The sequence below is a fragment of the Streptomyces sp. Ag109_G2-15 genome (assembly GCF_900215565.1).
Taxonomy (GTDB): domain Bacteria; phylum Actinomycetota; class Actinomycetes; order Streptomycetales; family Streptomycetaceae; genus Streptomyces; species Streptomyces diastatochromogenes.
Genome location: NZ_OCNI01000002.1, coordinates 1,836,625 through 1,859,192 on the forward strand (window position 1 = coordinate 1,836,625; position 22,568 = coordinate 1,859,192).

15 protein-coding genes and 1 pseudogene are annotated in these 22,568 nt (G+C 70.8%); 9 read left to right on the forward strand and 7 right to left on the reverse strand.

All coding sequences use genetic code 11. The features are described from left to right. Positions 1 to 2 precede the first annotated feature (2 nt). The 3 genes and pseudogenes from CRP49_RS44580 to fdhD all read left to right on the forward strand — a co-directional run bounded on the left by CRP49_RS44580 (position 3) and on the right by fdhD (position 3,541). A complete protein-coding gene (locus tag CRP49_RS44580) occupies positions 3 to 1,826 on the forward strand; it encodes an NAD(P)H-dependent oxidoreductase subunit E (protein WP_097259024.1) in 1,824 nt (607 codons plus the stop codon). Then, a pseudogene (locus CRP49_RS44585) lies at positions 1,823 to 2,685 on the forward strand (2Fe-2S iron-sulfur cluster-binding protein). The gene CRP49_RS44580 and the pseudogene CRP49_RS44585 overlap by 4 nt, the downstream one beginning before the upstream one ends. A 7-nt stretch (positions 2,686 to 2,692) precedes the next feature. Then, the gene (fdhD, locus tag CRP49_RS44590) at positions 2,693 to 3,541 is read left to right on the forward strand and encodes a formate dehydrogenase accessory sulfurtransferase FdhD (RefSeq protein WP_097259025.1); all 849 of its coding nucleotides are present in this window, start codon (positions 2,693 to 2,695) and stop codon (positions 3,539 to 3,541) included. 71 nt (positions 3,542 to 3,612) lie between these two features. On the opposite strand, the gene CRP49_RS44595 is transcribed toward fdhD, so the two are convergent. Further along, a complete protein-coding gene (locus tag CRP49_RS44595; RefSeq protein WP_097259026.1) occupies positions 3,613 to 4,440 on the reverse strand; it encodes a LysR family transcriptional regulator in 828 nt (275 codons plus the stop codon). Positions 4,441 to 4,567: 127 nt separating this feature from the next. On the opposite strand from CRP49_RS44595, the gene CRP49_RS44600 reads away from it, so the two are divergent. Next, positions 4,568 to 5,287 carry an SDR family oxidoreductase gene (locus CRP49_RS44600; protein ID WP_097259027.1) on the forward strand — a complete coding sequence of 240 codons (720 nt, stop codon included), beginning with the start codon at positions 4,568 to 4,570 and terminating at the stop codon, positions 5,285 to 5,287. 4 nt (positions 5,288 to 5,291) lie between these two features. Here CRP49_RS44600 and CRP49_RS44605 read toward each other — a convergent pair whose 3' ends face one another. Together CRP49_RS44605 and CRP49_RS44610 are read right to left on the reverse strand one after the other, a co-directional pair. After that, complete coding sequence (locus CRP49_RS44605) at positions 5,292 to 5,819, reverse strand: isochorismatase family protein (RefSeq protein WP_179852053.1); 528 nt, start codon at positions 5,817 to 5,819, stop codon at positions 5,292 to 5,294. Between the two features lie 19 nt (positions 5,820 to 5,838). Then, the gene (locus tag CRP49_RS44610) at positions 5,839 to 6,276 is read right to left on the reverse strand and encodes a MarR family winged helix-turn-helix transcriptional regulator (RefSeq protein WP_097259028.1); all 438 of its coding nucleotides are present in this window, start codon (positions 6,274 to 6,276) and stop codon (positions 5,839 to 5,841) included. A gap of 113 nt (positions 6,277 to 6,389) precedes the next feature. Here CRP49_RS44610 and CRP49_RS44615 point away from each other — a divergent pair, with 113 nt between their 5' ends. Next, positions 6,390 to 7,307, forward strand: a complete 918-nt coding sequence (locus CRP49_RS44615; protein WP_097259029.1) for a zinc-binding dehydrogenase — start codon at positions 6,390 to 6,392, stop codon at positions 7,305 to 7,307. 127 nt (positions 7,308 to 7,434) lie between these two features. After that, positions 7,435 to 9,300 carry a sialidase family protein gene (locus CRP49_RS44620; protein ID WP_097259030.1) on the forward strand — a complete coding sequence of 622 codons (1,866 nt, stop codon included), beginning with the start codon at positions 7,435 to 7,437 and terminating at the stop codon, positions 9,298 to 9,300. On the opposite strand, the gene CRP49_RS44625 is transcribed toward CRP49_RS44620, so the two are convergent. Beyond that, on the reverse strand, positions 9,250 to 10,311 hold the full coding sequence (locus tag CRP49_RS44625) for a bile acid:sodium symporter family protein (protein WP_179852088.1): 1,062 nt from the start codon (positions 10,309 to 10,311) through the stop codon (positions 9,250 to 9,252). The genes CRP49_RS44620 and CRP49_RS44625 overlap by 51 nt on opposite strands. A gap of 170 nt (positions 10,312 to 10,481) precedes the next feature. Here CRP49_RS44625 and CRP49_RS44630 point away from each other — a divergent pair, with 170 nt between their 5' ends. Beyond that, on the forward strand, positions 10,482 to 11,360 hold the full coding sequence (locus CRP49_RS44630) for a LysR substrate-binding domain-containing protein (RefSeq protein WP_094221018.1): 879 nt from the start codon (positions 10,482 to 10,484) through the stop codon (positions 11,358 to 11,360). On the opposite strand, the gene CRP49_RS44635 is transcribed toward CRP49_RS44630, so the two are convergent. After that, positions 11,342 to 12,325 carry an Lrp/AsnC family transcriptional regulator gene (locus CRP49_RS44635; protein WP_179852054.1) on the reverse strand — a complete coding sequence of 328 codons (984 nt, stop codon included), beginning with the start codon at positions 12,323 to 12,325 and terminating at the stop codon, positions 11,342 to 11,344. The two genes, CRP49_RS44630 and CRP49_RS44635, sit on opposite strands and share 19 nt — an antisense overlap. Positions 12,326 to 12,434: 109 nt before the next feature. On the opposite strand from CRP49_RS44635, the gene CRP49_RS44640 reads away from it, so the two are divergent. Together CRP49_RS44640 and CRP49_RS44645 are read left to right on the forward strand one after the other, a co-directional pair. Then, complete coding sequence (locus CRP49_RS44640; RefSeq protein ID WP_097259031.1) at positions 12,435 to 13,934, forward strand: MFS transporter; 1,500 nt, start codon at positions 12,435 to 12,437, stop codon at positions 13,932 to 13,934. 239 nt (positions 13,935 to 14,173) lie between these two features. Beyond that, a complete protein-coding gene (locus CRP49_RS44645; protein WP_094220896.1) occupies positions 14,174 to 16,000 on the forward strand; it encodes a long-chain fatty acid--CoA ligase in 1,827 nt (608 codons plus the stop codon). 7 nt (positions 16,001 to 16,007) lie between these two features. Here the strand turns inward: CRP49_RS44645 and CRP49_RS44650 are convergent, their stop codons facing one another. Beyond that, positions 16,008 to 18,038 (reverse strand): PQQ-dependent sugar dehydrogenase, encoded by a 2,031-nt coding sequence (locus tag CRP49_RS44650; protein WP_097259032.1) that lies wholly within the window; start codon positions 18,036 to 18,038, stop codon positions 16,008 to 16,010. Next, on the reverse strand, positions 18,035 to 22,567 hold the full coding sequence (locus CRP49_RS44655; protein ID WP_097259033.1) for a glycosyl hydrolase family 28 protein: 4,533 nt from the start codon (positions 22,565 to 22,567) through the stop codon (positions 18,035 to 18,037). The genes CRP49_RS44650 and CRP49_RS44655 overlap by 4 nt, the downstream gene beginning before the upstream one ends. Position 22,568: the final 1 nt, after the last annotated feature.

Below are 22,568 nucleotides of genomic sequence, written 5' to 3' on the forward strand. Positions count from 1 at the left end.
GCGTGGATCTGCACTTCGGCGACAGCAAGCCGACGGACGAGGAACGGGCCGCCGTGGACGCCTTGTTGGGCCCTCCGGAGTCCTCCTGGGAGGGCGCCGACCGTACGGACGCCGACCTGAGGTGGGCGCGCGGCGGCCGTGCGGCCCGCGACCGGCGCGATCTGCTGCTGCCGGGGCTGCACGCGATCAACGACCGGATCGGCTGGATCAGCGAGAGCGCCCTCGACTACCTGTGCCGGCGGCTGACCGTGCCGCCCGCGGAGGCGTACGGGGTGGCCACGTTCTACGCCATGTTCTCCGTCCGGCCCCGCCCGGCCACCGTGCTGCACGTCTGCACCGACCTCGCCTGCACGGCGGCCGGGGCGGGCGAGGTGTGCGCCGGGATCGAGGCGCGGCTCGGCCCGGGCAGCGGGGTGAGTGTCGAGCGCAGCCCGTGTCTTGGCCTTTGCGAACGGGCCCCGGCGGCCCTGGCGATCCGGGCGGGCGATCCGGTGCGTACGGCCGTGTCGGCGCCGGCGGCGGTCGAGGCGGCCGTCCTCGCGGCGAGCGCGCCGGACGCGGCGCCCGAGGAGCCGCAGGCGGTGGCGGCCGTGCCCCGGGCGGGCGATCCGTCGCTGGTGCTGCTACGCCGGGTCGGTGTCGTGGATCCGTCCTCGCTGGACGACTACCGGGCGCACGGCGGCTACACGGCGCTGCGCCGGGCCTTCGAGCTGGGTCCCGCCGGGGTGATCCGCGAGGTCACCGACTCGGGGCTGGTCGGGCGCGGCGGTGCGGCCTTCCCGACCGGCCGCAAGTGGCAGGCCACGGCGTCCCAGCCGGACCGTCCGCACTACCTGGTGTGCAACGCCGACGAGTCCGAGCCGGGCACCTTCAAGGACCGGGTGCTCATGGAGGGCGATCCGTACGCGCTCGTGGAGGCGATCACGATCGCGTCGTATGCGATATCCGCGCACCGGGCTTTCGTCTACATCCGCGGCGAGTACCCGCGAGCCGTACACCGTCTGCAGTATGCGATCGACCAGGCCCGGGCCCGTGGTCTGCTCGGCGACGACATCCTCGGCCAGGGATACCGCCTGGACATCGAGATCCGGCGCGGTGCCGGCGCATACATCTGCGGTGAGGAGACGGCCCTGTTCAACTCCATCGAGGGCTACCGGGGCGAACCCCGCTCCAAGCCGCCGTTCCCGGTGGAGAAGGGCCTGTTCGGCAAGCCCACGGTCGAGAACAACGTGGAGACGCTGGTCAACGTCCTGCCGATCCTCACCATGGGCGCCCCGGCGTACGCGGCGATCGGCACCGGCCGGTCCACCGGCCCCAAGCTGTTCTGCGTGTCGGGCAGTGTGGAGCGGCCCGGCGTGTACGAGCTGCCGTTCGGGGCGACGCTCGGCGAGCTGCTGGACCTGGCCGGTGTGCGGGACGGGCTGCGGGCGGTGCTGCTGGGCGGGGCGGCCGGCGGCTTCGTACGGCCGGACGAACTCGGGGTCCCGCTCACCTTCGAGGGCACCCGGGAGGCCGGGACCACGCTCGGTTCCGGCGTGGTCATGGCCTTCGACGACACCGTGCCGCTCCCCCGCCTGCTGCTGCGCATCGCCGAGTTCTTCCGCGACGAGTCCTGCGGGCAGTGCGTGCCGTGCCGGGTCGGAACGGTCCGGCAGGAGGAGGCGCTGCGCCGGATCGTGGAGCGCACGGGGGCCGGGGCCGCCGACGACATCGCCCTGCTGCGCGAGGTGGGCCGGGCGATGCGGGACGCCTCGATCTGCGGTCTGGGGCAGACCGCGTGGAACGCCGTGGAATCCGCCATCGACCGTCTGGGGGCGTACGAATGACCGTCACACCGCTGGGGATCCCGCGCCGTCTGCTGGAGTTCACGATCGACGGCGAGCCCGTTCGGGTCCCGGAGGGCTCGACCATCCTGGACGCGTGCCGTGCGGCGGGGAAGGACATCCCCACCCTCTGCGAGGGCGACACGCTGCGGCCGAAGAACGCCTGCCGGGTGTGCGTGGTGGAGGTGGAGGGGTCGCGGACGCTGGTGCCGGCCTGCTCGCGCAGGGCGGAGCCCGGGATGGAGGTCCGTACGGACACGGAGCGGGCCCGGCACAGCAGGAAGATCGTGCTGGAGCTGCTGGCGTCCTCGGTCGACTTGTCGACCACTCCGAAGGTCGCCGAGTGGATCAAGGAGTACGAGGCGAAGCCGGACCGTTTCGGCCCCTCCGGTGTGGCCCGGCTGAACGAGGAGCCGAAGGTCGACAACGAGCTGTATGTGCGTGACTACGACAAGTGCATCCTGTGCTACAAGTGCGTCGACGCCTGCGGCGACCAGTGGCAGAACACCTTCGCGATCTCGGTCGCCGGGCGCGGTTCGACGCGCGGATCGCCGTCGAGCACGAGGCGCCTCTCACCGACTCCGCCTGCGTGTACTGCGGGAACTGCATCGAGGTGTGCCCGACGGGGGCGCTGTCGTTCAGGTCCGAGTTCGACATGCGGGCGGCGGGTACCTGGGACGAGTCGAGGCAGTCGGAGACGACCACGGTGTGCGCCTACTGCGGGGTGGGCTGCAACCTCACGCTCCATGTGCAGGACAATGAGATCGTGAAGGTCACCTCACCGCACGACAATCCGGTGACCCACGGCAACCTCTGCATCAAGGGCCGTTTCGGCTACCAGCACGTACAGAACCGGGGCTGATCAGGACATGGGACGAGTCACGGAACGACGCAAGGTGCTCCGCATCCGGGACGGGGCGGTCTCCACCCGGCCGGACACGCTCGTCGCCGAGGAACCTCTGGAGATCCGGCTGAACGGGAAGCCGCTGGCGATCACCATGCGCACACCGGGCGACGACTTCGCGCTGGCGGCGGGGTTCCTGGTGAGCGAGGGTGTACTGGCGACCGCATCCGATCTGCAGAACATCGTCTACTGCGCGGGGGCGACCGTAGACGGTTCGAACACCTACAACGTGGTCGACGTGCGGACCGCCCCGGGCATCGCCCTCCCCGATTTCACCCTGGAGCGGAACGTCTACACGTCGTCCTCCTGCGGGCTGTGCGGCAAGGCCAGCCTGGACGCCGTACGGACGACCGCTCGCTGGCCGATCGCCGACACTCCCCCGGTCCGGGTGACCCCCGAGCTGCTGGCGAGCCTCCCCGACCGGCTGCGGGCGGCCCAGCGGGTGTTCGACCGGACCGGGGGGCTGCACGCGGCCGCCCTGTTCACCGAGGACGGGGAGCTGCTCGACATACGGGAGGACGTGGGCCGGCACAACGCGGTCGACAAGCTGGTCGGGCGGGCGCTGCAGAACGGGGATCTGCCGCTGTCGCGGACGATCCTGCTGGTCTCGGGCCGGGCCTCGTTCGAGCTGGCGCAGAAGGCCGTGATGGCGGGGATCCCGGTGCTGGCGGCGGTGTCGGCGCCCTCGTCGCTGGCGGTGGACCTGGCCGCCGAGACGGGTCTGACCCTGGTGGGTTTCCTGCGGGGCAGCTCGATGAACGTGTACGCGGGCGAGGACCGCATCGCCCTGCGGGCTGCGGCCGCCCAGGGCTGACCGGTCCCCCGCGGCACGGCGGCGGGGCCCCGAACGGCGGGGAGCGCCCCCTGCGCCGCAGGGGCCCCGCCTCAGCCGACCGCGTCCGCCTGGGCCTGGGCGGCGGTGACGAAGCCGGCGATCAGCGGTGACCGTCGGCGTGCCTCCCAGGCCAGGAGCACCTCGTCGGGCTCCGCGTCCGGCACCGGCACGTAGGTGATGTCCGGGCGGGAGTACTGCAGGGCGACGGACTCCGGTACGAGCGTGATGCCGGCTCCGCTCGCCACGCACTCGAACTTCTCCTCGATCGTGCGGATCGGCAGGTCGTCGGGGCCCGGGTGGGCGTAGCTGAGCCTCGGCTCGTCCACCAGGTCGGCGAGGCACAGCTCCTGCTTGCCGGCGAGCCGGTGGTCGGCGGGGAGCATCGCCACGCGTGCCTCGCTGTACAGCGGCAGCAGCCTCAGTCCCCGGTCCCGGACCGGGCGTCGTACGTAGGCGATGTCGACGGTGCCGTCGAGAATCAGCTCCTCCTGGTCGTCCCACTCGACTCGGCGCGCGTGGACGTCGACGTCCGGGTGGGCGGCCCCGAAGTCCCGCAGCGCGCGGGTGACGACCACCCCGGCGCGGAACCCGACGACGAAGCGCCCCGGGCCGCGGGCGGCCCGCCGCACCCGACGACGTGCGGCGTCCGCGCTCGCGAGCAGATGCCGTGCGTCGTCCAGGAGTTGACGACCGGCCGACGTCAACGTCACGCCGTGGCTGTCGCGTGCGAACAGCTCCGCGCCCAAGTCCTTCTCCAGTGCGCGGATCTGACGGCTGAGGACCGGCTGGGCGATGTGCAGTTGCTCGGCGGCGCGGCCGAAGTGCAGCAGTTCGGCGACCGCCACGAAGTAGCGGACCTTCCGCAGGTCCAGGTCCATGGCCGCCCCTTCCGTCGTGCCGGTGGCGATGCCTTCAGGGTATCGCCACGGGCGAAGGAGGTCTTGGACGGCGAGGTGGGCGCGATCGCAGGCTGGACGCACCAGGCGGACAAGGAAGGAACGCATCATGGATCTGCAGGGACAGCGCGTCGTCGTCATCGGGGGTACGTCGGGCATCGGGCTCGCGGTCGCCGAGGGTGCGGCGCGGGAGGGCGCCGAGGTGGTGGTCGCCTCACGTCGGCAGGAGAGCGTGGACGCGGCGCTGAAGCGGCTGCCCGGGAACGCCGAGGGCCGGGTGCTGGACGCGAACGACGAGGCCGCGGTGCGCGGCTTGTTCGAGAGGATCGGCAGCTTCGACCACCTGGTGTACACGGCCGGTGAGTCGCTGCTGCTGCAGAGCCTGGCCGAGACGGATCTCGGGCGGGCCCGGCGGTTCCTCGACACGCGGCTGTGGGGTGCGTACACGGCCGTGAAGTACGGCGCAGGCTCGATTCGCGAGGGCGGCTCGGTGGTGCTGACCACCGGGACGGCAGGCCGGCGTCCGCTGCCGGGGACGACGGCCGCGGCTGCGCTGTGCGGGGCGATGGAGTCGCTGACCCGGGCGCTGGCCCTGGAGCTGGCGCCGGTCCGGGTCAACGTGGTCTCGCCGGGGGTGGTGCGTACAAAGCTGTGGCGGGAACTGCCGGAGGCCGAGCGGGAGGGGCTGTTCCGGTCGTCCGCCGAGTCGCTGCCGGTGGGGCGGGTCGGCGAGCCGGCGGATGTGGCGGAGGCGTACCTGTACCTGATGCGCGGCGGTTACAGCACCGGGTCGGTGGTGACCGTGGACGGGGGCGGGCTGCTGGTGTGAGGGGTCAGCGGGTCGCGAGGCGCACCTGGGAGGCGGTCACGACCGTGCCGAGCCGCGGGAAGTCGAGCCTCACCGACGCCTCGTGCTCCGCCGCGGTGAACGCGGCCATGGCGTCCTCGACGAAGACGAGGTCGTAGCCGAGGTCGGCGGCGGCGCGGGCGGTGGACTCGACGCCGAGGTTGGTGGCGATGCCGCCGAACAGCAGGGTGCGGATGCCGCGTTCACGCAGCCGCTCGTCCAGGCCCGTGCCCTGGAAGCCGCCGATGGTGCGCTTGACGACCTCCAGGTCGCCGTCCCTGAGCAGCCCCGCCACCAGCCCGCTGCCGGGCGGCTGCTCGGCGACCGCGGGGCGTTCGACCCGGATCAGGACGACGAACGCGCCGGCGGCGCGGAAGGCGGCCGCCAACTCCTCGGCGGTGGCGAGCACTTCGGTGCCTTTGCGGGGTTCCAGGGGCAGCGCGACGATGCGGTCCATCAGGTCGACGAGGACGAGGGCGGTGCGCTGCGGATCGAGCACGGGAGCTGCGGTCATGACGGAACGTTAGCCTCCATCAGCCGTCCGTGCCGGAAATCCGGATCAACAGTCCCATGAACTGATCGCGTTCGGCCGGCGACAGCGGGGCGAGCAGTTCGTCGTTGGCCTCGCGCGCGGCCTTCTCGCAGCGGGTGAGCAGGCGGGCGCCGTCGTCGGTGAGGGACACGGCGTTCTTGCGCCGGTCCTTGGGGTCGGGGGCGCGTACGGCGAGGCCGGCGGACTGCAGGTCGTTGAGGACGCCGACCAGGTCCTTGGGGTCGAGGCCCACGCCGCGGCCGAGGTCCGCCTGGGCGACGGGGGCGAGATCACGGACGGCGGAGAGGACCACGTGGTGCCACATCTTCATGCCCTCGGCCGCCAGGGCGTCGGCGACCAGGGAGCGGCCGCGGGCCGCGGCCCGGCCGAGGAGCCAGCTGGGCAGGGCGCGGATGGCGGGGAGGGGTGCTTCGGCCATATGGGCAGCCTACCGAAGAATCATTGGACTTCCCAACGAACCATCGCTACCGTTGGGGCTCCCAACGAATTCATGGGTACTCCCAACGACCATCCCCGTTCCTGGAGGTTGCGATGCGTCGCGTCCGGTACGAGTCCACCGGCGGTCCCCTGTTCCTGGAGGAGGCACCTGTCCCCGAGCCCGGCGCAGGTGAGCTGCTGGTGCGCTGCGAGGCGGTCGGCGTGACCCTGCCCGTCGTCCGCAAGGTCACCGAGGCCGCCGAACCGATCCCGCTGGGCGGCGAGATCGCCGGTGAGGTGGTGGCCGTCGGCGAGGGCGTGACCCGCTTCCGCGCCGGCGACCGGGTCACCGGGCTGTGCTTCGGCCACGGGTACGCCGACTTCGCCCTGCTGCACGAGGCCATGGCCTCCCCCGTGCCCGATGGCGCCACCCCTGTCGACGCGGTCGCACTGGTGCGCGCCGGACTGGTGGCGCTCGGCGCGCTGGAGGCGGCGCGCCCCGTGGCGGGCGAGGCGGTGCTGGTCACGGCCGCGGCGAGCGGGGTCGGGCACCTCGCGGTGCAGCTGGCGCGGGCGCGGGGTGCGGGCCGGGTGGTGGGCGCCGTCTCCGATCCGGCCAAGGCGGACTTCGTCCGCTCGCTGGGCGCGGACGACTGTATTCGATATGGCGACGACAGTTGGGGAGAGCCTGTCGACTGTGTACTGGATGCGGTCGGCGGCGATCTGCTCACCCCCGCCCTCGCCGCGCTCGCCCCGCACGGCCGTCTGGTCGCCTACAGCTCGGGCGGCGGCACGATCCAGGCGTACGACCTGCCGGTCGGTGCCAAGTCGGTGATCGGCTTCCAGATGGCGCTGATCGCCCGCGGCCGGCCGGAACTGTACGAGCAGTGGCGGCAGGAGCTGTGGCGGCTGTTCACCGACGGCACCCTGAAGCCCGCCGTGCACGGCGAGTTCGCGCTGGAGGACGCGGCGAAGGCGCACGAGGTGATCGAGACACGGGCCAACCTCGGCAAGGTCGTTCTGCGCCCGTGAGCCCTCTGAAGTAGCTGCACGCTTCTTGTGAGGCGCCAGAGGTCCCAACTACCGTCTGAGAGGCGCATGTTGGACGTTGGATGTCCGGATGTCCACATGTCTCGACGCATGAAGGGCAGGTCGCACCATGCCGTCAAGAATCAGCGCCCGTCTCAGAAGCTGCCTGGCCGCCGCCCTCACGGCGGCCGCTCTGCTCGTGCTGCCGAACCCGGCACACGCCCAACCCGCCACCGAGGCAACCGACTTCGAGCAGCAGATCCTCTTCAAGGCGTCCCAGGACCCCGGCTACGCCTGCTTCCGCATACCGGCGATCGTCCGGACGACCGACGGCACGCTGCTCGCGTTCGCCGAGGGCCGGGTGCTCAACTGCGGAGACGCGGCCGACATCGACATCGTGGTCAAGCGCTCCACCGACGGCGGCCGCACCTGGGGCCCGCTGCGGGTGGTCAACGAGGGAGCGGGCGACACCCACGGCAACCCGGCACCGATGGTGGACCGCGACACCGGCCGGATCTGGCTGGCGGAGACGTACAACACCGGCCGTACGGACAGCGCCAGTTGCTCGGTCCCCTGTGACCGCAGCCCGCATCTGCAGTACAGCGACGACGACGGACTGACCTGGTCCGAGCCGCGCGATCTGAGCCCGGAGATCCTGCCCGCCGACTGGAACTCCTGGTACGCGACCGGACCCGTGCACGGCATCCAGCTCACCCGCGGCCGGTACGCCGGCCGGCTGGTCTTCGGGGTCAACGCCGAGACGTGGAACGGCAGCCGGGTCAGCGCCAACCACGCCGCGCTCATCGTCAGCGACGACCACGGCGGCCACTGGCGGATCGGCGCCACCGACACCTGGCCGATCGCCGCCGACGGCACCTTCCGGCAGAAGCCCTCCGAACTCACCCTCGCCGAACGCACGGACGGCTCGGTCCTGGTCAGCGGCCGGGAGCAGGACGGCACCGACCTCGGCCACCGCACCCAGGCCGTCAGCCGGGACGGCGGCGACAGCTTCGCCGCGCCCTTCCACGACCTCCCGGACCTCTACACCCCGCAGGTGCAGGGCTCGATCCTGCGCCTGGGCGACCGCATCCTGCTCTCCTGCCCCGCCGACCCCGACCGGCGCCGCACGATGATGATCCGCTCCTCCTACGACGGCGGCCGCACGTGGGACAGCGTGGACCGCGGCACGGTCGTCACCACGGACTGGTCCGGCTACTCCGACCTGGTGCGCGTCGACCACGACACGGTGGGCCTGATGTACGAGGGCGGGGCGGTCGACGCACGCGACGAGATCCGCTTCGCCCGCTTCACCGAGGACTGGCTCGCCCCGCGCCGCGGCCCCGACCCGCACACCACCGACCTCGCCCCGCACGCCCGCCCGGCCGCGGTGCTCGGCGGCGCCGAGGAGACGGACGGCGTGGTGGGCGGCGCGCTGGAGTTCGACGGCACCGACGATGCCGTACGCCTGCCGTACCGCCCCGGGCTTCCGCTCGGCAGCGGGGACTTCACGGCCTCCCTGTGGTTCCGGTACACGGCCACGACGGGCGAGCAGCCGCTGCTCTGGATGGGTGGCGTCGGCACCACCCAGCCGCAGGTGTGGGTGCGCGGCGAGCCGGCGAACCACCGTCTGCAGGGCCTGATCACCGTGCGGAACGGTGCGGCCGCACCGCAGACCGCGTACGTGCGCACGGATACCGCGTACAACGACGGCCAGTGGCATCACGCCGTCCTCAGGCGCGGCGGAGGCCTGCTGTCGCTGTCCGTCGACGGTATGCAGTCCACCGTCGCCGATGTGCCGGGTTCCGTCAGCCGCAACTCACCCTTCGGTGTGCACATCGGCCAGCGCAATGACAGCCGGGCCTTCTTCACCGGAGCGATCGACGACGTCCATGTCTGGGACCGCGCCCTGACCGACGACGAGCTGTCCGACCCGAAGGTGTCGCGGTCAGCGAAGGACACGGTCCTGTGGCTGCCCCTGGACCACGTGAGCGGCTGACGCCTGCGTGGGCTCGTCCAGGTCGTGGGAGCGCCGCTTGGCGATGACCGCGCACACCATCAGCTGCATCTGGTGGAAGAGCATCAGCGGCAGCACGGCCAGGGAGGCATGGGCGCCGAACAGGACGCTCGCCATCGGCAGACCGGAGGCGAGGGACTTCTTGGACCCGGCGAACTGGATGGCGATCCGGTCCTCCCGGCCGAAGCCGAGCGCCCGGCCGCCGTACCAGGTCAGGACGAGCATGACGGCCAGCAGGGCGGCCTCGACGCCGAGCAGCGCGGCCAGCCGGACGGGGCTGACCTGGTGCCAGATGCCCCGGGTCATGCCCTCGCTGAACGCCGTGTAGACGACCAGCAGGATCGAGCCGCGGTCGACCAGACCGAGGACCTTCTTGTGCCGGGCGACGAAGTCGCCCGCCCGTCGCCCGCCACCACCCTGCTCGACGCGCTCCGCGCGGCCCCTTTTGACTCCGCAACGGCGCAGCACCTGCCCGGCCAGGAACGGCACCAGCAGCTGGAGCACGATCTTCACCACTGAGTCCGCGGAGAACCCGCCGCCGTCGTTGCCCAGCAGCCCGGCCGCCAGCAGCGGGGTGACGAGGATGCCGACCAGCGAGGAGAACGAGCCCGCGCAGATGGCGGCAGGCACGTTTCCGCGAGCGATCGAGGTGAACGCGATCGACGACTGGATCGTGGACGGCACCAGGGTGAGGAACAGCAGCCCCTGGTACAGCGGCTGGGTCAGCACCACCGGCACCAGGCCGCGGGCCGCCACACCGAGCACCGGGAAGATGACGAAAGTGCAGGCCAGGACGGTGACGTGGAGCCGCCAGTGCCTCAGGCCGTCCAGCGCCTCACGGGTGGAGAGCCGGGCGCCGTAGAGGAAGAAGAGGAAGGCGATCGCTGCGGTGGACGCCCCGGAGGCGACGTCGGCGCCGGTGCCCCGGGCCGGGAGGAGCGCCGCCAGGCCCACCGTGCCGAGCAGCAGCACGATGTAGGGGTCGATCGGCATCCAGCTCGGCCAGCGCAGGCGTTTCACGGTGCTCCACTTGCAGTTCGTCACGTACGTGCGGGAGCCCGGAGGACCCCTCTCCATCGTCCTCTTCCCCGCACCGATCGGGAATCCCGCATACCACTCTGACTGCCATCGTGTTCCGCGATGACAGGCGGTACGCTGCCGCCGTGTACGACCCCACCCACCTGCGCACGTTCCTGGCGGTGGCGCAGACGCTGAGTTTCACGCAGGCCGCCCGGCGGCTCGGGCTGCGCCAGTCCACGGTCAGCCAGCATGTGCGCCGGCTGGAGGAGGCCACCGGTCGGCAGCTGTTCTCCCGGGACACCCACTCCGTGGAGCTGACCGAGGACGGCGAGGCGATGCTGGGCTTCGCCCGCCGGCTTTTGGAGGTGCACGAGCAGGCGACGGCGTTCTTCACCGGCACCCGGGTGCGGGGCCGGCTGCGCTTCGGCGCCTCGGAGGACTTCGTCCTCACCCGGCTGCCGGAGATCCTGGAGGGCTTCCGCCACGACCACCCGGAGGTCGACCTGGAGCTGACGGTGGAGCTGTCGGGCACCCTGCACGAGCAGCTGGCGGCGGGGAAGCTCGATCTGGTGCTGGCCAAGCGGCGCCCGCAGGATCCGCGCGGCGAGCTGGTGTGGCGCGACGACCTGGTGTGGGTGGGCTCCGAACACGTCCGTCTGGAGCCCGACCGGCCGGTCCCGCTGATCGTGTATCCCCCGCCCGGTATCACCCGCGCCCGCGCCCTGGAGGCGCTGGAGGAGCAGGGGCGCGAGTGGCGGATCGTGTGCACCAGCGGCAGCCTCAACGGTCTGATCGCCGCCGCGCGCGCGGGGCTCGGCGTGATGGCCCACTCGCGGCGGCTGATCCCGCCGGGGCTGTTCCGGGTGCCGGACCGTTCGGGCCTGCCGGAGCTGGGCAAGGTGGACTTCGTCCTCGTGCACGGCCGGCGGCGGGGCGCGGCGGAGGGCGCGGCGAACGCGCTGGCGGCGGCGGTCCTGGCGGGCGGGGACCGGCTGCACCGGGGTCAGCGCGGCGGCCGCTGATACGTCAGCTGCTTGACCCGGCGCAGGAACGGCGTGGTCTCCACGTGCTGGACGCCCTCCAGCCGGCCGAGCGGTCCGCTGAGGTAGCCGTACAGGCTGGTCGTGTCGCGGACGACCGCGGTGACGACGATGTGCGAGGGGCCGGCGGTGGCGGAGGCGAAGGCGATCTCGTCGTGGGTCGCGAGGGCCTCGCCGACGGTGTGCAGGGCGGCGGGGGCGGTGGTGATCCACAGGGCGGCGGCCCGGGAGTAGCCGAGGATCTCCGAGTGGTACTCGACGTCGATGTACACGGCGCCGGAGGCGAGCAGTGCGGCGAGGCGGCGTTTGACGGCGGACTCGGAGCGGCCGGTGGCGCGCTGCAGTTCGGGGTAGCCGGCCCGGCCGTCGCGGTGCAGGACGGCGAGGAGCGGCTCGTCCTCGGGGTCGATGCGGGCCGGTCCGGCCGGGGCCTGGGGTGCGGGAAGCAGGGCGGCGATCTGGTCGTCGTCGAGCGCCCGGAACTTGCGCAGCCAGCCGGTGGGTCCGCCGTAGAAGCGGTGCAGGAGCTGCTGGGCGCGGATCTCCACCACGCTCGGGGTGCGCGGCAGCTTGCCGAGGAGGAGGTCGTCGTGGTCGCCGGGGCTGCGCGGCCGGGTCATGCAGACGACCTCCGTGCCGCCGGCGGCCAGGCCGATCCAGGCGGTGTCGGGGCGTTTGGCGAGTGCGTCGGCGATGACGGAGGCGCTGTCGGGGGCGCAGCGCAGGCGGAGCATCCACTGGTCCTGGCCGAGGGCCTCGGCGTCGCGCAGGGCGACGACCCTGAGTCCGCCCTCGGCGGACAGCCGGCGGAAGCGGCGCGCGATCGTCTGGTCGGAGACGCCGAGCACCTGCCCGATCCGGCTGAAGGAGGCCCGGCCGTCGACCTCCAGGGCGGACAGCAGCTGGAGGTCCAGATGGTCGAAGGTGTCGGATTCCCTCTTCAACATGCGCTCCCCCGTCGGATTTCGTCGCTATGGCGGCCTGTTCCGGGTTGATCGGCCGCGTCCTACGCATCGTACGGAGCGATACGCAGCCGTCGTACAGGGAGTTGAGGACATGCGTACATGGGGGACGCTCACGGCCGTGTGCCTGGGCACGTTCATGTTGCTGCTGGACGTGACGATCGTGGTGGTGGCACTGCCGGACATGGCCGGTGCCCTGCATGCGTCGCTGAGCGATCTGCAATGGGTGGTCGACGGGTACGCGCTGGCGCTCGCGGCGCTGCTGCTCGGGGTGGGAGCGGCCGCGGACGTGCTGGGGCGGCGCCGAGTGCATGTGGCGGGTGTGGTGCTGTTCGCGGTGGCGTCGCTGCTGTGCGGGCTGGCGTCCGGGCCGGGTGTGCTGGTGGCCGCGCGGGCGTTGCAGGGTGTGGGTGCGGCGGCGATGTTCGCGACGACGCTGCCGTTGCTGGGCTCGGTCTACCAGGGGCAGCGGCGGTCGGCGGCGCTCGGGGTGTGGGGCGCGGTGAGCGGCGGGGCCGCGGCGGTCGGCCCGATTGTGGGCGGTCTGCTCACCGAGGGACCGGGCTGGCGGTGGATCTTCTTCGTGAACCTGCCGGTGAGCGTGGTCGAGGTGTGGCTGACGCTGCGGGTGGTGCCGGAGTCGCGGGGTCCGCGCGGGATGCGCGTCGACTGGGCGGGTACGGCGGCCTTCGCCGGCTTCGCGGGCGGGCTGACGTACGCGGTGGTGCGGGCCGGGGAGGACGGCTGGACGGCGCCGGCGGCGCTCACGGCGTTCGCCTGCGCGGCGCTGGCCCTGCTGGTCTTCGTACTGGTGGAGCGGCGGGCGGCGCATCCGCTGCTCGACCTGCGGCTGCTGCGCAAGACCGCGTTCGTTGGGGTGATGGCGGGGGCGTTCGCGTTCAACGGTGTGGCGTTCGGGGTGACACCGTACGTGTCGATCTGGATGCAGACGCTACTGGGCATGAGTCCGGTGCGCGGCGGGCTGACGCTGCTGCCGCTGACGGTCGCGGCGATGATCGTCGCCCTGCTGGTGGGGAAGCTGCTGCACGGGGTGCCTGCCCGGCTGACCATCGGCGGCGGGCTGCTGCTGATCGGCTCCGGGAACATCTGCCAGGCGGTGCTGGACGCGGGCTCCGGCTGGTCGGCGCTGGTGCCGGGGTTCGTGCTGGTGGGCGTCGGCACCGGGTTCGTGTCGCCGACCGTGGCGGGTGCGGCGCTGGCGTCGGTGCCGCCGGAGCGGGCCGGGATGGCGGGCGGTGCGGTCAACACCGTACGGCAGCTGGGGTACGCGCTGGGGGTCGCGGTGTTCGGCACCGTCCTGACGTCCCGGATGCGGGACTCGCTCCCGGACGGTGCGGCGCACACGCTGGCGGGCGGCGGCGCGGGCGGGCTGCGCGGCTCGATCCCCGAGCACACGCTGCGGGCCGCCTTCACCTCCGGCCTCGACACGGCGCTGGTGACCGCGGGCCTTGCCGGGCTCGTGGCGGGCGCGCTGGTCCTGGCCCTGGTCAGGGAACCCCGCGCACGGCGGACCGGAGTGACGGAATCGGCCGCCGCGACGCAGACGAAAGAGACGACTGTGCCGCGCGTCTGACCCCCTCGGGAGGCGGATGCCGGCCGTAATCGGGTCGTACAGATTCGGTGGAGATTACGGCACCGAAACTTACTGAACCGTAAGTATTCTGTCCGACCCTTCCGCATGTGAGCGCATTTTCCGGGCACCGGCCAGACCGTTGGTGAGCATGGGCCGATTTCGCACCCCCTCCCGCCCCGTCTGTGCGTGGGGTAGCTTTCACGGCGCTGCGGAGCGTCACAGGAACGGGGAGCGAGGGTTTGCGCGAGTTCACCACCCCTCCGTTGGCGTCGGCGCCGCCGGTGGGCGGTCTGGCCGATGTCGTCTTCGAGCATGCCCGGACGGACCCGCTGCACATCGCGCTGGGCCGCAAGGACGAGTCGGGCCAGTGGCGGGACGTGACCTCCGCCGAGTTCCGCGACGAGGTCCTCGCCCTGGCCAAGGGACTCCTCGCCCGGGGCATCCGGTTCGGCGACCGGGTCGCGATCATGTCCCGCACCCGCTACGAGTGGACCCTGTTCGACTTCGCGCTGTGGACGATCGGCGCCCAGGTGATCCCCGTCTACCCGACCTCCTCGGCCGAGCAGTGCTTCTGGATGCTGTACGACGCCGAGGTGTCGGCGGCGATCGTGGAGCACGAGGACCACGCGATGACCATCGCCACCGTCATCGACCGGCTCCCGCAGCTGCGGGAGCTGTGGCAGCTGGACTCGGGCTGCGTGCAGGAGCTGTACGACGCCGGCGCGCACCTGGACGACGAGGTGGTGCACCGGCACCGGCAGGCGGTCACCCCGGACTCGGTCGCCACGATCATCTACACCTCGGGCACGACCGGCCGCCCCAAGGGCTGTGTGCTCTCGCACGGGAACTTCATGTACGAGGCGGACACCGTCATCGAGCGGTGGGAGCCGGTGTTCCACTCCAAGAAGGGCGACGAGGCCTCCACCCTGCTGTTCCTGCCGCTGGCGCACGTCTTCGGGCGGATGGTGGAGGTCGCCGCGATCCGTGGCCGGGTCCGTTTCGGGCACCAGCCGCAGCTGCACGCGGCGGCGCTGCTGCCGGACCTGGCCGCGTTCCGGCCGACGTTCATCCTCGCGGTGCCGTACATCTTCGAGAAGGTGTTCAACGCGGCCCGGCGCAAGGCGGAGAAGGACGGCAAGGCGGGGCCGTTCGAGAAGGCGGTCGAGGTCGCCGTGAAGTACGCCGACGCCGTCGAGGCCAAGGCATGGGGCATCGGACCGGGACCGTCGGCGGCCCTCAGGATGCAGCACCAGCTCTTCGACAAGCTCGTGTACGCGAAGGTCCGCGCGGCGATGGGCGGGCGGATCCGGAACGCTATGTCCGGCGGATCGGCGATGGACCGCCGCCTCGGCCTGTTCTTCGCGGGCGCGGGCGTGCAGATCTACGAGGGCTACGGCCTGACCGAGTCGACGGCGGCGGCGACCGCGAACCCGCCCGACCGCACCCGCTACGGCACCGTCGGCCAGACCATCCCGGGTGTCACCGTGCACATCGCGGACGACGGGGAGATCTGGCTGCACGGCGGCAACGTCTTCCAGGGCTACCTCAACAACCAGAAGGCCACCGACGCGACCCTGCACGACGGCTGGCTCGCCACCGGCGACCTCGGCTCCCTCGACGAGGACGGCTATCTGACCATCACCGGCCGCAAGAAGGAGATCCTGGTGACCTCCGGCGGCAAGAGCGTCTCCCCCGGTGTCCTGGAGGAGCGGGTCCGCGACCATCCGCTGGTCAACCAGTGCATCGTCGTCGGCAACGACCGCCCCTACATCGCCGCCCTGGTCACCCTCGACCAGGAGGCGGTGGAGCACTGGCTGCAGATGCGTGGCAAGCCGCATCTGACGGCCGCTCAGCTGGTCCGGGACCCGGACCTGGAGACGGAGGTGCGGCGGGCGGTGGTCGCCGCCAACACCCTCGTCTCCCAGGCCGAGTCCATCCGCACCTTCCGCATCCTGGCGCAGCCGTTCACCGAGGAACACGGTCTGCTGACACCGTCGTTGAAGCTGAAGCGGAAGGCGATCGAGAAGGCGTACGAGAACGAGGTCGAGGCCCTCTACCGGGCCTGACGACCCGTCAACCGATCGTCACCTTGAAGATCTTGTCGGATCCGTCCGCCGCACCTCCGTTGTTGTCGCAGTTGGTGGTGGACAACCACAGCTGATCGGCGCCCGGCACCTTGGTGACGGTACGCAGTCGACCGTAGGTACCGACGTAGTACGCGGTCGGCGTGCCGACGCTCTCGTTGTCGCCGTTGATCGGGATGCGCCAGAGGCGCTCGCCGCGCAGGGAGGCCATGTAGATCACGTTGCGGACGACGGCGATGCCGCTGGGCGAGGCCTCGGAGACGTTCCAGGTGGCCTTGGGGTTGGTCATCCCGGCGACGGAGCAGCTGCCTTCGCAGGTCGGCCAGCCGTAGTTGGCGCCGGGCTTGATGAGGTTCAGCTCGTCCTTGGAGCTGTTGCCGAACTCGGCTTCCCACAGGCGCCCGTTGCGGTCGAAGGCGAGGCCCTGCGGGTTGCGGTGGCCCAGGGAGTAGACGTAGTTGCCGAAGGGGTTGCCGGGGGCCGGCTTTCCGTCGGTCGTCATACGCAGGATCTTGCCGTTGAGGGAGTTCTTGTCCTGCGCGAGGTCGGGCGTCTGGGCCTCGCCGGTGGAGACGTACAGATATCCGTCGGGGCCGAAGGCGAGGCGTCCGCCGTTGTGGTAGCGGTTCTTCTTGATGCCCTGGACCAGGATCTTGTAGTCAGTGAGCCGGGTGCCGTCGTACGTCATGCGGACGACCCGGTTGCCTTCGGACGCGGTGTGCATGAAGTAGACGTAGTGGTTGGTGTCCCACTTCGGGTCGACGGCGACCCCGAGCAGGCCGCCCTCGCCGTTGGTGGTCACGGCGTTGGGGACGGTGCCCACCTGGGTGCGGGTGCCGCTCTTGGTCAGCTTCCAGACCCGGAAGTCGTCCCGTTCGGTGACCAGCGCGGACTGGCCGTCGGGCAGCCAGTAGGTGCCCCAGGGGATCGTCCAGCCGCTGGAAAGCGTGGCGACGGAGGACGGGACACCGCCGTCGGTGGCACAGGCCTTGGTGGTGAAGGTGACGGTGTTGCTCGGCTGCGAGACGTTCCCGGCGGCGTCGCGGGCGACGACGTTCAGCGCGTACGGGCTGTTGCAGGCGAGACCGGTGAGGGTGGTCGACGTACCGCTGGTGACGGTCTTGTAGACGGTGGTGTCGCTGCGGATGTCGTAGGCGACGACCGCGCGGTCGTCCGTCGACGCGCCCCAGCCGAGGTCGACCGTATTCGATGTGATGTCGGCTGTGGACAGTGTGCCGGGTGCGGTCGGCGGTGTGGTGTCGGAGCTGGGCTTGGTCGTGCAGTCGACGACGGGGCTGGCCGGCGAGGTGTTGCCGGCCGCGTCCCGGGCGATGACGGTGAGGTTGTAGGTGGTGTTCGGGGTGAGTCCGGTCAGCGCCTTGCTGGTCGAACTCCCGGGCGCTTCACCGATCTTGTTGCCGTGCTCGTAGATGTCGTACGCCGTCACACCCACGTTGTCGGTGGACGCGCCCCAGCCGAGGGTGAGGCCGTTCTCGCCGATGTCGGAGCAGTTGGGCTGGCCGGGGCGGGTGGGGGCCTGGGTGTCGGTGGCGGCGTCGACGCTGATGCGGTCGAGGTTGGGGCCGCCGTCGGCCGTGGTGGCGGTCGCGCGGATCTTGTTGGATCCGGCGGTGAGCGGCACGGTGACGGTCCTGGTGGCCCAGGTGTTCCAGTCGGCGGTGGCCGGGAAGGAGACGGCGGGCGCGACGATCGTGCCGCCCACGGAGATGTCCATGGGCCGGTCGGTGGAGGTGCCGTTGGCGTAGCGGAGGGTGACCGCTGCGGTGCCCGCGGAGGCCGCGTTCACCGTGAACTCCACGGAGGAGCCCTTGATGTTGGTGTAGTCGACGAAGCCGGTGCCCGTGTAGCCGGTGTGGTTGGTGGCCACGGTGCCCTGGGAGATCTGGGCGTCCTCGGCCTGGTAGTCGGTGGCCGCGCGGGCGACCCCGCCGGTCAGGCCGGTCAGTGGTGCGGCCAGGGCCAGGGAGAGGCCCCAGACGAGAACTCTGTCGCGTTTCATGATTCTCCCCTCAGCGCGCTGTTGACTGGGTTCACACGGATCAGCCGTGTTTCGCCCGGCCGCAGCGTCGCGCTGTACGAGTCCGTGATCACACCCTTGTGAGAGCCGGACCAGAGGTCCGTGACGTCACCGGAGCCGGTGAAACCCACCTGCGACCAGTTCACGGTGACCGTGGCGTTGCCGGACGTACCGGTGTTGAACAGTGCGACCACGTAGTCGCCGCTGTTCTCCTGTTTGCTCCAGACCTGCTTGACACCACTGTTCACAACCCGCTTCGCCGCGACCCCGTCCTGGTCGACGCCGGTCAGCCGGTCGTTGGTGAGCATCGCCTTGTCGACGGGGTCGAGGTGGGTGAGGTCGGTGCCGAGCAGCAGGGGCGCACCCGCCATCGCCCACAGGGTGAAGTGCGAGCGCCGCTGGTCGGCGGTGAGCCCGGCCTGGTCGCCGTTGCCGATCTCCAGGGAGTCCAGGTCGTTCCAGCCGCCGGGTCCGGCGTACTGCTGCCAGGAGGCCGCCGAGTTGAAGCGGGCGGAGACGTGCGACCAGTCCGTGAGCGGGTAGCCACTGCCGTTCGCGCCCGACCCGCAGTAGCACTCCACATCGCCCTGGGTGCGCCAGCTGTTGGCCAGCTGCCGCCAGGTGGGAGCGTTCGCGATCGGCAAGTTGTTGGAGAGGGCGAAGGTGATGGGCCGCCCGGTGGCCCGCAGGGCCTTGTCCCAGGCCTGGACGTCGGGGATGTCCTGGCTGCCCACACCGTCGATCTTCAGGTAGTCGACTCCCCAGGACGCGAACTGCTTCGCCCACGAGTTCACGAACTCCTGCGCGCCCGGCTTGGAGTAGTCGATGTAGTACATGTTCTTGCAGTTGTAGTTCTTCTCCGTCTTCGAGGTGTCCACGATGTCCTTCGCGTGGTACGGAGTCCCTTCGATCGGCGTATTCGCGGTGACCGCGTTCTTGGCGATGCCCGGGGTGACGTAGAAGCCGAACTTCAGCCCCTTGGAGTGGACGTGGTCCGCGAGCGCCCTGATCCCGGACGGGAACTTGGCGGTGTCCACGGCCCAGCGGCCGTAGGAGTCGACGACGAAGCCGTTGGAGTCGCACTTCTGCCAGAAGTCGTCGAGGTTGACGTACACGAACCCGTGATCCTTGAGACCGCTCGCCACCAGCGCGTCCGCCTGCGCCTTGATCTTTGCCTCGGTCGGCCCGCGGCGCACGAAGCTCCAGCTGCTCCAGCCCATGGCGGGGCGCAGGGACTGGCCGTTGTCCGACGTGACGGTGACAGGCGCTGGTGTCGCGTACGCGGTGCCGATCCACGCCTCGTCGATCCGCAGCCGCTGATAGCGGGTGGTGTCGGTCGACGCGGCCCAGGTGGTGTCGACCTCCAGGCGTACGTGGCGGGCGTGCGCGGAGGTGAGGTCGATGCCCTGGATGCCCCGCCGGCTGGGGAGCTGCCCGGTCTTCACGGGGCTGCCCCAGGTGGTGCCGTCATCGCTCAGGAACACCTTGTAGTCCTTGATGCGGGCGGACTGCTCGGTGGCGGAGCGGGCGTAGGCGACGGAGTCCTCGCGCTGGTTGAGGCCGATGTACTGCACCTTCTTCGGCGCGCCGAGGTCGAAGGTGAGGTTGACGGGCAGGGTCTTGTTGTTGTCCCAGTAGGTGAGGTGGTCGCCGTCTCCGACGGCCTGGCCCGCGTGGCCGCTCGCGGAGGCGCTCGCGGTGACCTTGGCCCCGGTGGCGATTCCCTGGCGGCCGGCAGTCGTGACCTTGAAGACGGTGTCGTACGGGTCCCAGGAGCCGAGACCGGTCAGCGTCAGCACGCCACCGGACTGCGACCATGAAACCGCCGCGCCCGTACGGAGGTTGGCTACGGACGCGATCCTGTAGCCGTTGTCGCGGATGCGCAGGGTGCTGGTGCCGGGCGGGGTCAGGACGTGGATGTACTGGCGGTTCGGGTCCGTCTTGCTGATCGTGGTCACGCCGTGGGCGCCGTCGTTCCAGAAGCCGGGCTTGAGGCCGCCGTACATATAGCCGCCGCCTTCGGTTCCGTGCAGGGACTCCCAGACGGTGTCGAGGTAGGTGTCGGCGAAGTTGTTGAAGGCGGCCTGGTTGGCCGGGAACTTGCCGTTGACCTGGGCGGTTTCGGCCATCAGTGACTTGACCGAGGAGCCGGCGTCGGTGACGAGGCGGCCGAGGGTGAGCTTACGGTCGACGGACGGGTCGGAGCCGTCGTACCACCAGGCGCCGGTCGAGGGGAGCTTGAAGTCGGCCTCGGTCAGGCGGGGCTGGGCGGTGTAGACAGCCTGCGGGTAGTCGTAGGCGGGCGTCATGCCGGTCTTCTGCTCGTTGCTGATCATGTCCATGATCGGCGTGTCTTCGTTGTTGTTGCTGAGCGTGTAGTGGGGGCGCTTGGCATAGATCTGCGCGTAGAGGTCGTGGCTCTCCCAGTACGCGTTGTCGTTGTCGATCCAGAAGCCGCCGAGGTCGGGGTAGCGGTCCATGACCTCGAAGAAGTTGTCGTAGCTGAACTGCCCGAAGCCGTCGCGGGTGGTCAGGTCGACGTTCTTGCCCTTGTAGGCGGAGTAGGCGGCCGAGTCGAGCCACTCGTGACCGCCCTCGGCGTGCCACTGGGGGTCGTCGGTCATGTAGAGGATGACCTTCATACCTTTGGCCTTGGCAGCGGTGATCAGCTCACCGAGGAAGTCCCGCTTGGTGGAGCAGGAACCGGGGATCTTCGAGGGCCAGGGGCGGGCGTAGCCCAGTCGGCTGTGGAAGGTAGCCAGTACAAGGTATTGCGTATGCAGTTTGCGGGCTTCGTTCACCCAGTAGTCCGGTGTCCAGCCGCCGCCGGTGACGTCGTTCTCCCACGCGCCGCAGCTGGTGTGGGCGGGGGCGGTGCGCAGGCCCCAGTGCAGGAAGAGGCCGCCGATCGAGCCCCGGAGGAAGTCCTGGCGGGGGTTCTCCAGGTCCAGGGGCCTGGCCGCCGTACCGCAGTTCTCGGTGGATCCGGTGGACGAGATCCGCAGGGCGCCGCCGGAGGTGGTGTGGCTGTCCGTCAGACAGTAGCCGGTCACGTTCTGGAAGCCGGCGTCGTGCGGGGAGTGCCCGCCGCGCTGTGCGGTGAAGCGGGTGAAGCGGATGTCGCTCGCCGCGTCGGCGATGACCGCGGGGCGGCCGTCGTCCGCGGCGAACCTCACCGAGCTGTCGGTGAACCGCACGTCGTCGGCGTTGTGCAGGTACCAGCCGTAGGCCGGGCGGGTGCCGATGCTCTTGGGGTTGTAGTCGTTCGGGTCGTTGCTCGGCACCGCGGTGGACAGGGTGCCGTTGCCGCCGGGCACGGTGATGTCGACGTGGTTGAAGGTGACGCCGCTGATCCGGTGACCGGTCTCGCCCCACAGGGTCGGGCTGAAGGACGGGCTGCTGCCGGTGGCGGTGATGTCGTCGTACGTCACGTCGCTGATCGAGCCGACGCCCGGGCTGTTGCCGCAGCGTTTGCGCGTGCCGATCTTCTGCATGATCGGCGAGTGGACGTCGGTCATGGTGATGTCGCGGTAGTGGACGTCGGAGATCTTCGCGCCGTCCATGGAGACCATGCCGAGCCCGGACTTGTCGGCGCCCTCGATGCGGATCTTCTCGAACTGGTAGTCCGAGAAGTCGCCGCAGGTCTCGGAGCCGAACATCAGGGCGTTGCAGCACCTCGCCGAGAGGTATGAATCACTCACCCGGACATGGCCGTTGGGGAGCTTGGCGCCGAGGGCGTAGTCGCTCTTGAAGACGAGCGCGTCGTCGTTCGCCTTGATGTGCGCGTGGTTCACCGTGACGTTGGTGGTGGAGATGATGTTCCAGCCGTCGCGGTCGCTCGCGGTGTCGATGGTCAGGTGGTCCGACGTCACGTTCTTGCAGCCGTTGATGAGGGCCGCGAAGTGGCCACCGCGTCGGAGGGTGAGGCCGTCGCCGATGCGCAGGCCGTCGCAGCGGGTCAGCGAGAGGATCTTGTCGGCCTCGCCCGACTTCGGGTTCCCGGTGATCAGGTTGCCGGCGCCGTCGATGACCCCGCCGCCGACGAAGCCGATGTTCGTGAGCCGGTCGCCGTGGATCATCGCGTTGTGGAAGTGGCTGTGCCCGTAGTCCTGGTACTTGTCGTAGGGGTTGGACTCGGGCGGGTCGTAGGTGTCCGCGGAGGAGCCCTGGATCGTGGCGCCCGTGTCGACCTGGAGCGTCACGTTGCTCTTCATGTGGATGGTGTTCTTGGACTTGTAGGTGCCGGACGGGAAGCGGACGGTGCCTCCGCCGGCCGAACTGGCCGCTGTGATGGCCTTGTTGACGGCGGGGGTGTCGTTGGTGGAGCCGTCGCCCTTGGCGCCGTAGGCGCGTACGTCGAAGACGGCGGCGGCGTGGGGCGGTGGCTGGGGGGCCGCGAGGGCGGCGGGGTGGGTGAGGCCGAGGACGACGGCGAGGACGAACAGGACGATCGCCGCCGCACCTCTGCCGCCCGGCGCGGCGCCGAGCACCGCTCTCCTGGACGTGCTCATG